A 17,147-nucleotide genomic window follows, 5' to 3' on the forward strand; every position below is an offset into this window, starting at 1 on the left:
GGAGAGCAGCCCATGAGCGTCTTGAACTTTCCACGGATCTACCTCAACGGTTTCATGTTCTGGAACCCGCCAACCTTCAACAACAACGATGTGCTGCCGCTATACGACGCGGTGAAGATGCAGATGAACTGGCCTTTCCTGAACCGGTACGGGATCAACGACAAGAATGCCCCGCAAACGCTGATGCCCTGGGGCATCACGCCGCTGGCCTACAAGAACGTCCCCGACTACGTGCTGCAGGTGCCCACCAACGGCGATCCCGACAACTACCCGATGATTCCCGCCGAGTGGGATCTGTTCGGCGACAACGCCTGCGGCACCGTCAATTACCAAAAGGCCCGCTCGGTGATCATTGGCGGGGAATCCAAGGTCGACAGCTACATCGACAGTGATCCGCTGATCAACAAGCCCTACCAACTGCTGGGCAACTCGTTCGGTAACCCGAGCCCGACTGCGGCACGTTTTGTCGACGTCAGCCCCTGGCAGAACACCTTCACCGCCCTGTACTTCGACAGGATAACGCTGGGCGATGCCACCTGCGGTGTAACCCTGAAACAAGGCTGCCGCATGCTCAACCGCTTCCTTGACTTCAAGTGGGGGGCGTTCGGCGGCCTGGTTTATGTGACCTGCACCTGGCAGACCTGCTTTACCAAGGATCAGGTGGACTGGGTCGTCGGCGGTTCGCCATTGCTGCAGAGCCTGAAAGATGAAATGGAGCAGAACAAGGACGCCCAGGGCCTGATGCTCAGGTTCACCACTTACCTGACCGTTTACGACAAGAATGGTCTGTTCAATGACTTCAAGGTGGTCAACAGCCACTCGCAGGCGCCCTGGGACATATCCAGGCTGCAGATGCTGTACCAGATGGGCCTGGACAACCCGACCGAAACCTTTTTCAACCCGGCCCACAGCCGCACAGCCGGCATATTGGGCCTGTGGCTGAAAAATGAGTTCCCTACCGCGCCGGCAGGCCCGCGCCTGGTGCCCAATGCTCGGGTACCGTTCTATAAAGTGACACCGGGAGACACGGTGATCGGCGCGCCAGACGATCCGAGAACCGTGATCAATCTGGGGGTAACCAGCGCCCAACTGCATGACAACATCTTGTCCCTGGACTTGGGCAACACCTTCCCAATCTACCCGGCCATCCATGACGGAGCAGTCGACCCCGATCCGGACCGGCTGAACACCGGCCTTCCGGTCGCCGCCAAATTCAACGTCGGCGCGTATGAACTGGGTGTCTTGCAGGGAAGCGACTCGGAAACCTTCAAGGCATTGACCAGTTTTGGCTTCGAGCAGTATCAGCAAACGGCATTCGATAAGCGCTCCGGTCTGCTGGACCTGCCCCTGGACGCCAGCGCCCAAACCTTGCTGCAACAGGGCAGCCTGGCGCTGCGGCTGAAAGGTAGCGAAACCATCGCCGCCACTCAGCAGACGTGGACCGCGGAAGTCATCGAGAGCGGCAGCTTCATCGACGTCGGTGACAGCCGGACGCTGAACATCATGGTGCAAAACAACGGCAAGCCCGCAGCGGCCGGCACCACCTTGTGGGTCGCCGAGTACAACAACGCCTTTATGCTGACCACCAGCAACTACTACCTGGCGTTCAGCAACCCGGCGGATTTCGTGCTGATCACTGACTATCCCGATGCACGTGCCAAGAACGAGCAGGGAATGCCCCAGTTCATCGGCGGTTCGCAGCATCCGAGCCTGTTAATGGAGGGCAGTGGCAGACGCCTGAGTGCCATGACCGTCAGGGGTTCCGCGTGCAATGAGTCGGTCAGCAACGCCATCACCTATCAGGAGTTCCTGAAAACCCCGGCCGCGGTCGATCTGAGGCCCTGCCTGAGGTTCGAGAACCCGCAAGCGATGAGCGGGAAACTGGATAATAACGCCGGCATGGGCGCCACCGTGAAGTACAGCCTGACCCGCATCCAGACCAATGCCGACGGCATTGCCCAGTTGACGGTGCATGCCGTGGCGCCGGGCTTCCCCACTGTGCGGTTTTTCATCCAGGACGATCCGACGGGCATTCCGTTCAGCTTCTCCTACACCGAAGCCTTCACCGACTTCCTTTCGCCGCTGCGGGTGCTGCCGCAAGAGCCGCAGATGCTCAAGGACTTCATCGACTGCTGGAACCGGGTGTACCAGTTCGACGACGCCAATGTGCGGATCTGGAAGGAGTTCATCTTTCCGCAGATCCTCCAGCCCTTCTATTACCTCTACCCGATCATGAACAAGTACATGCCGCTCAACTCCCTGCAACGCATTGAGGGCGCGATCGAGCAGTTCATCAAACTGATCAGCAAGGAGTATCAGGAGGCCAGCACCCTGGCCATGCCCATCACCCGGGACTTGCCGCAGAGCCGGCGCCAGGTGCTGGAAATCTGGGCCAAGGACCTGGTGAGCACCGGCTACCCGCCGACCCCGCTGAACCTCGACGACTATCAGCAAGGCTGAGCCGCAACGGCCATGCACTGGAACACCGGGCGACCTGGGTCGCCCGGCTTTGCAAAGGAGAGTCAGATGAACGCCAGTTTCTTCAAGCGCCTGCTGTTGGCCGCCACCCTGCTGTGCGCCAGCCAGACACTGTGGGCCCAGAAATACCCCGACAACGTCTACTTCAACATGGGCGTGCACAACACCAAGGGCTGCAATGCCCTGAACAACAACTGCGTGATCAAGCGCAAGGCCGGCGAGCCGACCGATCCGCTCTATCCGGCAACCTGGGTCAGTGACTGGACCATGTACCGGGTCACCGCCAACTACGAGAAGAACCCGCCGCCCTACAGCAGCCCGCCCAGCACCCTGCAACCTGCCGACTACACCGTGTCCCAGGGCAGCAGCTACTACGACAACGACTATGTCCCGGCCGACGGTGACGGCTCCGGGGCGATGATGGAGCACTACGAGAAATACTGCCTGCCGATCTTCCCGATCAAGGACAACAACTACACCTGCTCCTTTGTCTCCCTGGGTAACAAGGCCTACTTCCTCACCTACCCTGAGGACCGGCCCAAGGACATGCCAGCCTGCTGCCTGTTCTCGCCCATGAACCATCCGCCACGCCGGGACTTCATCAAGCACCTGCCCTACAGCGCCGCCCGCAGCCAGCATCTGGACGGCAGCGTGCAGGCCTACGCCTTGGAGCTCAAACCCGGCAAAGGCAGCCCCCCCATCCTCTTCGGCTATGCCTTCTACAAGCAGGCCACCAGCGACGGTCCGGGCCAACCGGCCTATCAACATCCGCAGTCGTTCTATTTCTCCGGTGATGCCAGCGTCGCCAACGCGCCAATCGTCAGCCAGAACTACCGCAACTGGAGCAATGCAAAGCCGGACCCGGCCAAGACCTGGGACCAGGTGGCGAAGATGTGCCCGGCCAACCCGCCTAACTGCCAGCTCTTCACGCCACCGCCATCGCTGAAGAACGGTGCACGGCCACAGTGGAACCAACTTTCACCCACCCCGCAGTGACAGGAGCAGCCTCATGAACCGTTGGAGCCGTTTCACCGCCCTGTTGTTGCTTGGCCTGGGCAGCCAGCAAGCCAGCGCCCTGCAACCCAGCGCAGCGGGGGCGCAAACCAGCTGCCCACCCACAGCCACGGTGCCTGCCGCCGGCGCCTCGCAGCAGGCTTTCGATCAATACAGCTGGCAGATGTTCATTAACCTGAGTTGGCCGGCCCAGGCGGGACAGCGCGGAGTGGCCGATTGCAGCAAGCCCCTGGGCAGCCCAGGCGATACCGTGTGGCAGACCTACAAGAGCGTCAGCGAGACCTTCCTCCCCGGGGCCAAGAATCCGGGCCCCTGGAACTCGCAACTGCCCCGCAGAAACCTCAGCCTGATCAACATTGCCGCGGTCAAGAACACTCAGGTGGTGCAAGCGGACAACCAGGCGGTGGGCGGCTGGCTGATTGATCAGCGCGGCAATCCGACCTACTACGACATCGCCGCCAACGAGGTCTCCTACAACTACATCGTCGCTAACGACTTCTACAACGCGGTGGTCGTCGATGCCGCGAAGAACATCGGCTTTCCCAACAACGCCGGCGAGATCAAGAGCAGCTGGCGCATCCTCACCAGCGCCGACGACAGCAGCCGCTATCTGACGATGAAGGCACTGGTCACCCAGTTCGACAGTCAGGGACAGCCCAACGGCACCACCGAGGCCAACTTGGGATTGGTGGGGCTGCACATCATCAGCAAGGTGGAGGGGTTCCCGCAGTGGATCTGGTCGACCTTCGAGCAGGTCGACAACGTGCCGCCCAAGACCCAGCTGGGGGGCCGTTGGGTAGACCAACCGGCCTCGGGGATTTTCTACTCCTACTTCAACGCCAAGGCGCCCGCCGAAAGCCTCAACCAGTCCCCGTGCCTGTGGCAGCAACAGGCGGGAAAGATGGTCTGTACGCCCAAACCCGGTAGCAGCTTCAGCACCCCTGACCCGCTGAACCGGGTCACCCCGATCACGGACGTCACCCAGCAGATCAATACCCAGTACCAGAGCGATCCGCAGGTACAGCAGAGCGTGTTCAAGTACTACCAGTTGATCACCACCCAACGCCCACAGTCGCCGGACAACCCCGGCAATCCGTTGGGGCAGCCAACGCCGTCACTTTCGGCCAACGTCACCATGGAAAGTTACATCCAGCCCAACAGCAGCTGCATGAACTGCCACTCCATGGCGGCACCGCTCAACAGCCAGTACAAGAGCGACTTCTCCTTCCTGTTCAGATTCGCCCAAGCCCCGGTCAGCAGCGTCACCAAGGATAAGGAATAGAACATGAGCATATTGAATGGACCCCGACTGAACTTCTGGGGCGGTATCTCCACCGACGTCAGCGTGCCGAACAACTCACCGACCTTGCCCAACGGCATCACCACGTCCCTTGAGCTGTTCGACCTGACCACCTCGACCGTGGCGGACCAGGCCAAAACCTACAGCGATGAGCACCTGTACCAACTGATCAACGCCCCGGACCCGAGAATCGGCCCCAACAGCCGGTACACGGCCGGCGGCTGGAACCACTATGGCGAACACGTGGTGACGCTGCACAACGCGTTGATCAGTTCCCAAGGCACCCCGGGCAACATTGCGCTGGAAGGGGATATGGTCGGCCAGCCGGTCTACCTGCTCGGCTCCGTTACACCCGGCACCGGACAAGGGCCCTACTCCGGCCCGATGATGGTCGACCTGGACCCCACAGCCAGCACCACGACCCAGATCTTTGTCGGAGGCCTGCAGATCGGCAACGGCAACACGCCTGAGCTACTGATTCGCTGGGATACCGTGTGCAGCAGTTTCGACCTCAACACCCGGGTGCTGGAGCCGGCAACCATGGACTCACCGGGCTCCTTCCATGCCAGCGGCACCTTTCAACTGACCTTTCCGCTGAGCAGCATCGTCAGCTACAACAAGGAGAGTGCCGGGCTCAGGGCCCTGATCGAAGCGCCCAACGCGACTGGGATCGTGCTGCGTTTCGTGATGTTCGAAATGTGTCCGACCCTGACCACCGAGCAACTGAATGCCGACTACGCCGCCAACCAGTTCAGCCCGAACCCGAGCATCGGCCGAGTCATCGGCACCCTGGCCACGGCGTTTACCGATGAGCCGCAAATCTGTCCGCCGGGCCGGCAAATCATCAATGCCGACAAAGACCTGAACATCAACAGCGTTGCCTATGCCGAGGTTGCCAACGGGCAACTGAGCATCGACATGGTCAACCTGATCCCCAAGCAGACGTTCAGGGCTGTACGCGACGACATCACCAGCCCCATCGGCCCCAACGCCGACTACGGGACCGTCACCATCGCGGCCGGAACGACGCCCCTGGCGAGCTTTGAGCCCAGCGACCCGCTGCTGCAGGACTACTACCGGTACGGCGGCATCATCGACGTGCCGCTCAACTCGACCCAGACACAGTTGGTGCAGAGCACGCCCTTGTGCATCAGTGCCCCCGGGACCACCCGCAACCCGGCGCTGTCGGCCCCCGAATGCCCGTATCGGGTCTACAGCGATCAGCGCAACACCTACCTGGACCCCAACAGCAGCGGCGTGCAGATCACCTTGCAAGTCCGTTACCTGGGAGCACCGGTACAGGAAGATACGCCAATCAGCATCGACGCCTCGGCGACCGCCGCCTATCAAGCCAATCGCTACTGGAACTTCCTGGAGCTACCGAACTCGGTAACGGTGCCGGCCGGTCAACCTTCGGTGAGCTTCAACGTCGTCCCCGTCGCCGGTTCCAATACCCAGGCCGGTTTCACCACACTGACCTACACCATCGACAACAACCTTCTGACCCAGAGCTTCAGCAACTTCCGCAAGTACGCCTGGAGCGACTTCGGCATTCCAACCGGCAGCATCGTCACCTGGGAGCAGGCGTTTCAAAACGTGCTGCGCTTTCATTACCTGGCCTTCCCTGCCATGTCGCGCTACATCCAGCTCAATCAACCCGACGCGGTGATGGGCTACAAACAGGCGATCCTGGCCCGGATATCCCCCGAGTACCAGAACACCACCTTGTACATGTCCGTGGTGCGTTCGATGTCGCCGAGCCAACGCTCCCTGCTGACCGCCTATCTCAACGGCACGCCCTGGCAGCCCTGAACAAGGAGAAGACCATGCCCGTTGCTTTACACATTCCCGCCCAGCCAGAACAGTTGCTGCGCTCAAGCAGCATCATCGCCCAGGGGCTGCTCAACCCTCGCGGTATCTGCGTGGAAAACGATGGCAGCCTGCTGCTGGTGGAAGCTGGCTCAGGCCTCCCGGACCAAGCGTTCAGCGGTCTCATCAGTCGCCTGCGACCAGATCCTCACGCCCCCGGCACCTACCTGCCACCCGAGGTTCTGGCCAAGGGTTTTCGCTCGATGAACATGCAGTCGCGGATGCTGCGCGATGAAATCATGGGGCTGTCGGACATTGCCTTCGGTGCCGGGCGCTACCTGGCCAGCCAGACCGATTACGTCGCCGGTTCCAAGCTTCTGGACCTGCAATACAGCCCGCCCGAGCCGCTGTTCCACAGCCACGGCAACCTCAACTCATTGTGCTATCACCCCACGCGCCAGAGCTGGATGGCGGTCAAGCCCGATACCAACCAGTTGGTGGAGTTCACTCAGGGTGAGGAGCAGATCCTGGCCCAACTGCCCGACCTGGATCAGGGCCAGGAAGCCGTACCCGTGACCCTGGTGCATGAGCCACAGACCGACGCGGTGCTGATCAGCCTGTTCTCTGGCGAGCTGCACAGTGACCCGGCGCGAAAGGGCATCGACTTCGCCGACAAGGCGGGCCAGGTAATCCGGGTCTGGCCCGAGAGTGGCAGGATCGAGGTACTGATTCGCGGGCTGCAACTGCCCACCGGGCTGGCGCTGGACCCGCAGGAGCGGATTCTGGTGCTGGAACTGTGCGACCGGCTGTTGCAGCCCCTGCAGCCCGACTGGTCCGGCGAGACCTTGCACGGCGGCTTTGCCCGCTTCAGTGGACGGCTGCTGCGCTGCGACCTGCAGCAACGCAGTGTGCAAGTGCTCGCCAACGAACTGGATACACCGTCCAATCTGTGCTGCGTCGAGGGAGCGGTGCTGGTGAGCGAAGGCATGGGCCTCAGTGGACGGCCGATTCCCACGCCGGATCATCAGGTGGTTGCCCTGAGCGGTCGATTGCGCCGAGTGCAACTTTGAGCCCAATCCCAGCGCCTGAAAGGAAACAGTCCGGCATAAAAAAGGGGCCCTGTACGGGGCCCCTTTCTTATCGATACTGAATGCTCGAGGGAGCGATCAGAACGGAATATCGTCATCGAAGCTGTCGAAATCCGGTGCCGGCTGCGGAGCGGCCTGCTGTGGCGCTGGACGCGACTCACGCTGTGGCTGCGGAGCAGGACGGGACTGCTGAGGACGCGGTGCCGAGTTGGACATGCCGCCCTGGCCTTGCTGGTCGCCCTGTGGACGGCCACCCAGCAGCTGCATGGTGCCTTGCATGTCGACAATGATCTCGGTGGTGTAGCGCTTGATGCCGTCTTTTTCCCACTCGCGAGTCTGCAGTTTGCCCTCGATGTAGACCTGGGAACCCTTGCGCAGGTACTCACCGGCAATCTCCGCGACCTTGCCGAACATCGAAACACGGTGCCACTCGGTGCGCTCGACCTTCTGACCGGTCTGCTTGTCGGTCCACTGTTCGCTGGTGGCCAGACTCAGGTTGGTCACGGCGTTACCGTTAGGCAGATAGCGAACTTCGGGATCCTGGCCGCAAGTACCGACCAATATGACTTTGTTAACCCCACGGGCCATAACGTTCTCCTAGGCTTCGCGCGGCGACGGCGCTGAGTTGACCAACTGCTCGAGCGTCGCGCGATCCAATAATTCGGTGTCCAATTTGATGTAAATGGCAGCCTCTTCGGCCACCACCACGGCATCTGTTACTCCAGCGACGGCTTTCAGGCGCTCAACCAGACCAGCTTCGCGGATCGCTTCAGGCGATAACGGCAAGCGCAGGCTCGTCACATATGGAGGCTCGCGCATGGTAACAGCAAAGCCCAACCAGAGTGCAGCCAGACCTGCGCATCCAAGGAACACAACCGACAAACCGCCATGCTGGAACAACCAGCCGCCGAGGATGCCGCCCAGTGCCGAACCGAGGAACTGGCTGGTGGAATACACCCCCATCGCCGTGCCCTTGCCGCCTGCCGGCGAGACTTTGCTGATCAGCGACGGCAACGACGCCTCCAGCAGGTTGAATGCGGTGAAGAACACCACGGTGCCGATCACCAGCGCCCGCAAACTGTCGCCGAACTCCCAGAAGAATAGCTCGGTGAGCAGCAGCGTAATGACCGCGCCGAGCAGAACTCGTTTCATCTTGCGTTTTTTCTCGCCGTAGATGATGAACGGGATCATGGCGAAGAAGGAAATCAGCAGCGCGGTGAGGTAGACCCACCAGTGCTGCTCCTTGGGCAAACCAGCCTTTTCCACCAGTGCCAGGGGCAAGGCGACGAAGCTCGACATCAGCATGGCGTGCAACACGAAGATACCAAGATCCAGGCGCAGCAGATCGGGATGCTTGAGGGTCGGGATCAGCGCTTGGCGCGCCACGCCGGACTCGCGGTGCTGCAACGGGCCGGTGGAGCGCGGGACCATGAAAGCCACGATCAGGATGCCCACCAAGGCCATGGCACCCGTGGCCAGGAACAGCCCCGACAGACCAAAGCTGCGGGTCAGCAGCGGACCGACCACCATGGCCACGGCAAAGGACAGGCCGATGGTCATGCCGATCATGGCCATGGCCTTGGTCCGGTGCTGCTCGCGGGTCAGGTCCGAAAGCAGCGCCATCACTGCCGCGGAAATCGCCCCGGCACCTTGCAGGATTCGTCCGGCGATCACGCCCCAGATCGAATCGGCATTGGCCGCCAGCACGCTGCCCAGGGCGAACACGATCAACCCCAGGTAAATCACTGGGCGACGACCGATACGGTCGGAAATGATGCCGAAGGGAATCTGGAAAACCGCCTGGGTCAGACCATAGGCGCCAATCGCCAAGCCGATCAGAGTCGGGGTCGCTCCTGCGAGATCCATTCCATAGGTCGCCAGGACCGGCAGTACCATAAACATGCCAAGCATACGGAAGGCGAACACCAGGGCCAGACCGCTCGCTGCGCGGGTCTCGCTGCCACTCATGCGTTCGCTGTGGGGATCGTGCATGGATAAACCTCATGTGAACCGGCGGCGATTCTACCAGTCCGATCGATTGAGGGGGTATATGGCGACGCTTTGCCGCGCAGCCCCATCAGCGAGCAAAAAAGCACCGCATGATAGTGTGCATCCATCCAGTGTTTGGTTTTATACTCCTGCCTTTACGCCCGCCGATCGAGGCCACTTTTGGACAAGATTCTGATTCGTGGGGCCCGCACCCACAACCTGAAGAACATCGACCTGACCCTGCCGCGGGACAAGTTGATCGTCATCACCGGGCTGTCTGGGTCCGGCAAGTCGTCCCTGGCTTTCGACACGCTTTATGCCGAAGGCCAGCGCCGCTATGTCGAATCGCTGTCGGCTTACGCCCGACAGTTCCTGTCGATGATGGAAAAGCCCGATGTCGACACCATCGAAGGGCTGTCGCCGGCGATATCCATCGAACAGAAATCCACCTCTCACAACCCGCGCTCCACCGTCGGCACCATTACCGAAATCTACGATTACCTGCGCCTGCTCTATGCTCGCGTGGGCACCCCGCGCTGCCCGGACCACGACATTCCGCTGGAAGCCCAGACCGTCAGCCAGATGGTCGACCTGGTGCTGGCGCAGCCCGAAGGCAGCAAGCTGATGCTGCTGGCCCCGGTCATTCGTGAGCGCAAGGGTGAACACCTCTCGGTCTTTGAAGAGCTGCGGGCCCAGGGCTTCGTGCGGGCCCGGGTCAACGGCAAGCTGTTTGAACTGGACGAGCTGCCGAAGCTGGATAAACAGAAGAAGCATTCCATCGATGTGGTGGTCGACCGCTTCAAGGTGCGTGGCGATCTGCAACAACGCCTAGCAGAGTCCTTTGAAACCGCGCTGAAACTGGCGGACGGGATTGCCCTGGTAGCGCCGATGGACGACGAGCCGGGGGAAGAGATGATCTTCTCCGCGCGTTTCGCCTGCCCGATTTGCGGTCATGCCATCAGCGAACTGGAACCCAAGCTGTTCTCCTTCAACAACCCCGCCGGCGCTTGTCCTACCTGCGACGGTCTGGGGGTCAAGCAGTTCTTCGACATCAAGCGCCTGGTCAATGGCGAACTGACCTTGGCCGAAGGGGCGATTCGCGGCTGGGACCGACGCAACGTCTATTACTTCCAGATGCTCGGTTCACTGGCCTCTCATTACGGCTTCAGCCTGGAAGTACCGTTCAACCAACTGCCGGCGGATCAGCAGAAGGTCATCCTGCACGGCAGTGGAACCCAGAACGTCGACTTCAAGTACCTCAACGACCGGGGCGACATCGTCAAGCGCTCCCACCCCTTCGAAGGCATAGTGCCGAACCTGGAGCGGCGCTACCGGGAGACCGAATCGGCCACCGTCCGTGAAGAGCTGGCCAAGTTCCTCAGCACCCAGCCCTGTCCGGATTGCCGTGGCACACGCCTGCGTCGCGAGGCTCGCCACGTCTGGGTCGGCGAGAAGACCCTGCCGGCGGTCACCAGCCTGCCCATCGGCGATGCCACGAACTACTTCGGTACGCTGAAACTCACCGGACGCCGTGGTGAGATTGCCGACAAGATCCTCAAGGAGATCCGCGAGCGCCTGCAGTTCTTGGTGAACGTCGGGCTCGACTACCTCACCCTGGATCGCAGCGCCGATACCCTGTCCGGCGGCGAAGCTCAGCGTATTCGCCTGGCCAGCCAGATCGGTGCCGGCCTGGTGGGGGTCATGTACATCCTCGACGAACCATCCATTGGCCTGCACCAGCGGGACAATGATCGGCTGCTGGGGACCCTGAAACACCTGCGGGATATCGGCAACACCGTAATCGTGGTTGAACACGACGAAGACGCTATCCGCCTGGCCGACTATGTGGTGGATATCGGCCCGGGCGCCGGTGTGCACGGTGGACGCATCGTCGCCGAAGGCACGGCTGCTGAAGTCATGGCGCACCCGGACTCGTTGACCGGCAAGTACTTGTCGGGTCGGGTGAAGATCGTGGTTCCAGCCAAACGTACGCCGCGCAACAAGAAGCTGTCCCTGACACTCAAGGGCGCTCGCGGCAACAACCTGCGCAATGTCGACCTTGAAATCCCCATCGGCCTGCTGACCTGCGTGACCGGAGTTTCCGGTTCGGGCAAGTCGACGCTGATCAACAACACCCTGTTCCCCTTGAGCGCCACGGCGTTGAACGGCGCCACGACCCTGGAGGCGGCGCCTCACGACAGCATCAATGGTCTGCAGCACCTGGATAAGGTCGTGGATATCGATCAGAGCCCGATCGGTCGTACTCCCCGTTCCAACCCGGCCACTTACACCGGGCTGTTCACGCCGATCCGCGAGTTGTTCGCCGGGGTTCCAGAGTCCCGTTCCCGGGGCTATGGGCCTGGACGCTTCTCCTTCAACGTCAAGGGTGGACGCTGTGAAGCCTGCCAGGGTGATGGCTTGATCAAGGTCGAGATGCACTTCCTGCCGGACATCTACGTGCCCTGCGATGTGTGCAAGAGCAAGCGCTACAACCGCGAAACTCTGGAGATCAAGTACAAGGGCAAGAGCATCCACGAGGTGCTGGAAATGACCATCGAGGAGGCCCGCGAGTTCTTCGCTCCCGTCCCGGCCCTGGCGCGTAAGCTGCAGACCCTGATGGATGTGGGCCTATCCTACATCAAGCTCGGCCAGTCGGCTACCACGCTGTCTGGCGGCGAGGCACAACGGGTCAAGCTGTCACGCGAGCTGTCCAAGCGTGACACTGGCAAGACCCTGTATATCCTCGATGAACCGACCACTGGGTTGCACTTCGCGGATATCCAGCAATTGCTGGACGTCCTGCACCGCCTGCGTGATCACGGCAACACCGTGGTAGTGATCGAGCACAACCTGGATGTGATCAAAACTGCCGACTGGCTGGTGGACCTGGGGCCGGAAGGCGGCTCCAAAGGCGGCCAGATCATCGCCGTCGGCACCCCGGAACAGGTAGCGGAAATGCCGCAGTCCCACACCGGGCACTACCTCAAGCCGCTGCTAACTCGCGATCGAGCCTGAGCCCCATGAAAAAGCCCCTGTCATCTCACGGTGACAGGGGCTTTTTTACATCTCAGGATTGACGCATCTACCGTAGGAGCGAGCTTGCTCGCAAACCGGTATCCACGCCTTATGCAGTCAGAACTGCGACTGCAGGTAGTTCTCCAGCCCGATGGATTTGATCAGGCCCAACTGCTTCTCCAGCCAGTAGGTGTGATCTTCCTCGGTATCTGCCAACTGGATACGCAGAATGTCGCGGCTGACGTAGTCCTTGTGCAGTTCACACAGCTCGATGCCTTTGCACAGCGCAGCGCGAACCTTGTATTCAAGGCGCAAGTCGCTGGCCAGCATGTCCGGCACCGTGGTCCCGGTGTCGAGATCGTCAGGCCGCATGCGCGGCGTGCCTTCCAGCATCAGAATGCGGCGCATCAGGGCATCGGCGTGTTGCGCCTCTTCTTCCATTTCGTGGTTGATACGCTCGTAGAGCTTGGTAAAGCCCCAGTCTTCGTACATCCGCGAGTGGATGAAATATTGGTCGCGTGCTGCCAGTTCGCCCGTCAGCAACGTGTTGAGGTAATCGATTACGTCCGGGTGACCTTGCATCGCCCTACATCTCCCTGCTTGAAAGTCGATAGTGTGAACCAAGCTGACTTGCAGGTCACTTAGAAATAACCAAAAAAGTGAAGATTATCTGAGAAAAGCAGTATAAATAACGCAAAAACCGCCCAAATGAGGGCGGTTCTGCTTCTTATTTAGACTTACTTGAGCGATACACCCAAAGCCTTGGCAATACCCTCGCCGTAAGCCGGGTCAGCCTTATAGAAATGTTGCAGCTGACGATCAACCACATCAGCAGTCACTCCAGTCATGGCACCGGCAATGTTGTTGATCAACAGAGCCTTCTGCTCATCACTCATCAAGCGGAACAGAGCTCCTGCATGACTGTAATAGTCGGTGTCTTCGCGATGATCGTAGCGGTCTGCACCGCCGCTAAGGGCCAGGGGCGGTTCTGCGTAGCGTGGAGCCTGCTTAGGCGCATCGCTGTAGCTGTTGGGCTCGTAGTTCGGCGCAGCACCGCCATTGCTTCCAAAAGCCATGGAGCCGTCGCGCTGATAGCTGTTCACCGGGCTCAGCGGCGCATTCACTGGCAGTTGCTGGTGATTGGTACCAACGCGATAACGGTGAGCATCGGCGTAAGCAAACACCCGGCCCTGCAGCATGCGATCTGGAGAAAGCCCGACCCCTGGCACCATGTTGCTTGGTCCGAAAGCGGCCTGTTCGACCTCAGCGAAGTAGTTCAGCGGATTGCGGTTCAACTCCAACTCGCCAACTTCAATCAGCGGAAATTCTCTCTGCGACCAGGTCTTGGTCACATCGAACGGGTTCTCATAGTGCGCCGCGGCTTGCGCCTCAGTCATGATCTGGATGCACACGCTCCACTTCGGAAAGTCGCCGCGCTCGATCGCGTTGAACAGATCGCGCTGAGCGTAATCCGGATCGGTACCCGCCAGACGTGCAGCCTCTGCCGGCGCCAGGTTCTTGATGCCTTGCTTGGTCTTGTAGTGCCACTTGACCCAGTGCCGCTCGCCCTTGGCGTTTATCAGGCTGTAGGTGTGACTGCCAAAGCCGTGCATATGACGGTAGCCGTCTGGAATGCCCCGATCGGAAAACAGAATGGTTACCTGGTGCAGCGCCTCAGGCGAATGCGACCAGAAATCCCACATCATCTGAGCACTTTTCAGGTTGCTCTGAGGAAGGCGCTTCTGGGTGTGGATGAAATCGGGAAACTTCAGCGGGTCACGAATGAAGAAGACCGGGGTGTTGTTACCCACGATGTCCCAGTTGCCTTCTTCGGTGTAGAACTTGAGGGCAAAGCCGCGGGGATCGCGCTCGGTGTCAGCCGAACCACGTTCGCCACCTACTGTGGAGAAACGCAGGAAGGTCGGAGTTTTCTTGCCAACCGCTTCAAACAACTTGGCACTGGTGTATTGGGTGATGTCGCGAGAGACCGTGAAAGTGCCGTAGGCACCCGAGCCCTTGGCGTGCACGCGACGCTCAGGGATATTCTCGCGATTGAAATGGGCGAGCTTTTCGATCAGGTGAAAATCGTCGAGAAGCAGCGGGCCACGAGGGCCGGCGGAACGGGAATTCTGGTTATCAGCGACAGGAGCGCCACTAGCGGTAGTAAGAGTTTTGGTCTGGCTCATGCACAATCTTCCTCTGTCAGTCTGTGAAACTGCCGGCTAATCGGCTGATGAAGAGTATTGACCACCAGTGTTACAACATCCAATGCATTACACATTAGCTAACGATAGAAATATCTAATACATAAAGACACAAAAAACCGGGCACTAGGCCCGGTTCCTTGTTTCAGACTGACGTCTTACTCAGCGGATACAGCTTCACCGCCGACAGCACGATCAACCAGTTCAACGTACGCCATAGGAGCGTTGTCGCCAGCGCGGAAACCGCACTTGAGGATGCGCAGGTAGCCACCCTCACGGGTAGCGTAACGCTTGCCCAGGTCGTTGAAGAGCTTACCAACGATAGCTTTCGAACGAGTACGGTCGAAAGCCAGACGGCGGTTAGCCAGGCTGTCTGTCTTGGCCAAAGTGATCAGCGGCTCGGCAACGCGGCGCAGTTCTTTAGCTTTCGGCAGTGTAGTTTTGATCAGCTCGTGCTCGAACAGCGACACCGCCATGTTCTGGAACATGGCCTTGCGGTGCGAGCTGGTGCGGCTCAGGTGACGCCCACTTTTACGATGACGCATGGTTCATTCCTTACCAAACACAACGTTCGGTGATTACGACGATCAGGCAGTCGCCTTGTCGTCCTTCTTAAGACTTGCAGGCGGCCAGTTGTCGAGGCGCATGCCGAGGGACAGACCGCGGGAGGCCAGAACGTCCTTGATTTCGGTCAAGGATTTCTTACCCAGGTTCGGAGTCTTCAACAGTTCTACTTCGGTACGCTGAATCAGGTCGCCGATGTAGTAAATGTTTTCCGCCTTAAGGCAGTTAGCCGAACGTACAGTCAGTTCCAGATCGTCAACCGGGCGAAGCAGGATCGGATCGATCTCGTCTTCCTGCTCGACTACCACTGGCTCACTGTCACCTTTGAGGTCGACGAACGCAGCCAACTGCTGTTGCAGGATGGTTGCAGCACGACGGATAGCCTCTTCAGGATCCAGAGTACCGTTGGTTTCCAGATCAATAACCAGCTTGTCCAGGTTAGTACGCTGCTCGACACGGGCGTTTTCCACCACGTATGCGATGCGGCGAACCGGGCTGAACGAAGAGTCGAGCTGCAAGCGACCAATGCTGCGGCTTTCGTCTTCATCGCTCTGACGCGAGTCGGCCGGTTCATAACCACGACCACGAGCTACTACGAGCTTCATGTTCAGGGCGCCGTTAGACGCCAGGTTAGCGATTACGTGATCGGGGTTAACGATCTCGACATCATGATCCAGCTGAATATCGGCAGCGGTAACCACCCCCGAACCCTTCTTCGACAAGGTCAGCGTAACTTCGTCACGGCCGTGCAGCTTGATAGCCAGACCTTTAAGGTTCAACAGGATTTCAATTACGTCTTCCTGTACACCTTCGATGGCGCTGTACTCGTGGAGCACACCGTCAATCTCGGCCTCGACTACTGCACAGCCGGGCATTGAGGACAACAGGATGCGGCGCAGCGCGTTGCCCAGGGTGTGGCCAAAGCCACGCTCGAGAGGCTCGAGAGTGATCTTGGCGCGGGTTGGACTGACAACCTGCACATCAATGTGGCGGGGTGTCAGGAACTCATTTACCGAAATCTGCATGGATGCACCTATTTTCTAGCCCTTACTTGGAGTAGAGCTCGACAATCAGGCTTTCGTTGATGTCGGCGGACAGATCACTGCGAGCTGGAACGTTCTTGAAAACGCCCGACTTCTTCTCAGTGTCTACTTCTACCCATTCTACGCGGCCACGTTGAGCACACAGATCGAGAGCTTGGACAATGCGAAGTTGATTTTTTGCTTTCTCGCGAACAGCGACCACGTCACCAGCACGAACCTGGTAGGACGGAACGTTAACGGTCTGACCGTTTACGCTGATCGACTTGTGCGATACCAGCTGACGGGACTCGGCACGAGTAGAACCGAAGCCCATGCGGTATACAACGTTGTCCAGACGGCATTCGAGCAGTTGCAACAGGTTTTCGCCGGTTGCGCCCTTCTTGCCAGCTGCTTGTTTGTAGTAGCCGCTGAATTGACGCTCGAGTACGCCGTAGATACGACGAACTTTTTGCTTTTCACGCAGCTGAGTACCGTAGTCGGACTGACGACCACGACGCTGGCCGTGGATGCCAGGAGCTGCTTCGATGTTGCACTTGGATTCGATAGCGCGCACGCCGCTCTTCAGGAAGAGATCGGTGCCTTCGCGACGAGCCAGTTTGCATTTTGGACCAATGTAACGAGCCATTCTTTACAATCTCCTGGA

13 protein-coding genes are annotated in these 17,147 nt (G+C 59.7%); 6 read left to right on the forward strand and 7 right to left on the reverse strand.

All coding sequences use genetic code 11. The features are described from left to right. Window positions 1–12 precede the first annotated feature (12 nt). From PQT43_RS20615 to PQT43_RS20635, 5 genes are all read left to right on the forward strand, one after another. A complete protein-coding gene (locus PQT43_RS20615; RefSeq protein WP_253085104.1) occupies window positions 13–2,460 on the forward strand; it encodes a hypothetical protein in 2,448 nt (815 codons plus the stop codon). A 66-nt stretch (window positions 2,461–2,526) separates the two neighbouring features. Next, complete coding sequence (locus tag PQT43_RS20620; RefSeq protein WP_253085105.1) at window positions 2,527–3,474, forward strand: hypothetical protein; 948 nt, start codon at window positions 2,527–2,529, stop codon at window positions 3,472–3,474. Between the two features lie 13 nt (window positions 3,475–3,487). Further along, window positions 3,488–4,774, forward strand: a complete 1,287-nt coding sequence (locus tag PQT43_RS20625) for a hypothetical protein (RefSeq protein ID WP_253085106.1) — start codon at window positions 3,488–3,490, stop codon at window positions 4,772–4,774. A 3-nt stretch (window positions 4,775–4,777) separates the two neighbouring features. Continuing rightward, window positions 4,778–6,604 (forward strand): hypothetical protein, encoded by a 1,827-nt coding sequence (locus PQT43_RS20630; RefSeq protein WP_110596280.1) that lies wholly within the window; start codon window positions 4,778–4,780, stop codon window positions 6,602–6,604. A 14-nt stretch (window positions 6,605–6,618) separates the two neighbouring features. Then, the gene (locus tag PQT43_RS20635; protein ID WP_272754522.1) at window positions 6,619–7,671 is read left to right on the forward strand and encodes a hypothetical protein; all 1,053 of its coding nucleotides are present in this window, start codon (window positions 6,619–6,621) and stop codon (window positions 7,669–7,671) included. A 96-nt stretch (window positions 7,672–7,767) separates the two neighbouring features. Here the strand turns inward: PQT43_RS20635 and PQT43_RS20640 are convergent, their stop codons facing one another. Next, complete coding sequence (locus PQT43_RS20640; protein ID WP_011063767.1) at window positions 7,768–8,277, reverse strand: single-stranded DNA-binding protein; 510 nt, start codon at window positions 8,275–8,277, stop codon at window positions 7,768–7,770. A gap of 9 nt (window positions 8,278–8,286) precedes the next feature. Next, on the reverse strand, window positions 8,287–9,681 hold the full coding sequence (locus PQT43_RS20645) for an MFS transporter (RefSeq protein ID WP_110596282.1): 1,395 nt from the start codon (window positions 9,679–9,681) through the stop codon (window positions 8,287–8,289). 177 nt (window positions 9,682–9,858) lie between these two features. Here PQT43_RS20645 and uvrA point away from each other — a divergent pair, with 177 nt between their 5' ends. Continuing rightward, window positions 9,859–12,693, forward strand: a complete 2,835-nt coding sequence (gene uvrA, locus PQT43_RS20650; RefSeq protein ID WP_102882401.1) for an excinuclease ABC subunit UvrA — start codon at window positions 9,859–9,861, stop codon at window positions 12,691–12,693. A 117-nt stretch (window positions 12,694–12,810) separates the two neighbouring features. Here the strand turns inward: uvrA and bfr are convergent, their stop codons facing one another. The 5 genes from bfr to rpsD all read right to left on the reverse strand — a co-directional run bounded on the left by bfr (window position 12,811) and on the right by rpsD (window position 17,129). Next, on the reverse strand, window positions 12,811–13,275 hold the full coding sequence (bfr, locus tag PQT43_RS20655; protein ID WP_025129396.1) for a bacterioferritin: 465 nt from the start codon (window positions 13,273–13,275) through the stop codon (window positions 12,811–12,813). Window positions 13,276–13,430: 155 nt separating this feature from the next. Then, window positions 13,431–14,879 (reverse strand): catalase, encoded by a 1,449-nt coding sequence (locus PQT43_RS20660; RefSeq protein ID WP_253085977.1) that lies wholly within the window; start codon window positions 14,877–14,879, stop codon window positions 13,431–13,433. Between the two features lie 176 nt (window positions 14,880–15,055). After that, entirely contained in the window at window positions 15,056–15,442 is a 387-nt protein-coding gene (rplQ, locus tag PQT43_RS20665) for a 50S ribosomal protein L17 (RefSeq protein ID WP_007924175.1), read from the reverse strand. A gap of 42 nt (window positions 15,443–15,484) precedes the next feature. Then, on the reverse strand, window positions 15,485–16,486 hold the full coding sequence (locus PQT43_RS20670) for a DNA-directed RNA polymerase subunit alpha (RefSeq protein ID WP_007970428.1): 1,002 nt from the start codon (window positions 16,484–16,486) through the stop codon (window positions 15,485–15,487). Between the two features lie 22 nt (window positions 16,487–16,508). After that, window positions 16,509–17,129: a 30S ribosomal protein S4 gene (rpsD, locus tag PQT43_RS20675; RefSeq protein ID WP_011063772.1), complete on the reverse strand. Its 621-nt coding sequence runs from the start codon at window positions 17,127–17,129 to the stop codon at window positions 16,509–16,511. Window positions 17,130–17,147: the final 18 nt, after the last annotated feature.

It is taken from the genome of Pseudomonas sp. BLCC-B112 (assembly GCF_028550695.1).
Classification (GTDB): domain Bacteria; phylum Pseudomonadota; class Gammaproteobacteria; order Pseudomonadales; family Pseudomonadaceae; genus Aquipseudomonas; species Aquipseudomonas danubii.

Coding starts and splice junctions, on each gene's coding strand:
- bfr (WP_025129396.1), bottom strand. CDS start 13,275: ATGCAAGGTCACCCGGACGTAATCGATTACCTCAACACGTTGCTGACG.
- PQT43_RS20635 (WP_272754522.1), top strand. CDS start 6,619: ATGCCCGTTGCTTTACACATTCCCGCCCAGCCAGAACAGTTGCTGCGC.
- PQT43_RS20660 (WP_253085977.1), bottom strand. CDS start 14,879: ATGAGCCAGACCAAAACTCTTACTACCGCTAGTGGCGCTCCTGTCGCT.
- PQT43_RS20640 (WP_011063767.1), bottom strand. CDS start 8,277: ATGGCCCGTGGGGTTAACAAAGTCATATTGGTCGGTACTTGCGGCCAG.
- PQT43_RS20630 (WP_110596280.1), top strand. CDS start 4,778: ATGAGCATATTGAATGGACCCCGACTGAACTTCTGGGGCGGTATCTCC.
- rpsD (WP_011063772.1), bottom strand. CDS start 17,129: ATGGCTCGTTACATTGGTCCAAAATGCAAACTGGCTCGTCGCGAAGGC.
- PQT43_RS20620 (WP_253085105.1), top strand. CDS start 2,527: ATGAACGCCAGTTTCTTCAAGCGCCTGCTGTTGGCCGCCACCCTGCTG.
- PQT43_RS20615 (WP_253085104.1), top strand. CDS start 13: ATGAGCGTCTTGAACTTTCCACGGATCTACCTCAACGGTTTCATGTTC.
- PQT43_RS20625 (WP_253085106.1), top strand. CDS start 3,488: ATGAACCGTTGGAGCCGTTTCACCGCCCTGTTGTTGCTTGGCCTGGGC.
- PQT43_RS20670 (WP_007970428.1), bottom strand. CDS start 16,486: ATGCAGATTTCGGTAAATGAGTTCCTGACACCCCGCCACATTGATGTG.
- PQT43_RS20645 (WP_110596282.1), bottom strand. CDS start 9,681: ATGCACGATCCCCACAGCGAACGCATGAGTGGCAGCGAGACCCGCGCA.
- rplQ (WP_007924175.1), bottom strand. CDS start 15,442: ATGCGTCATCGTAAAAGTGGGCGTCACCTGAGCCGCACCAGCTCGCAC.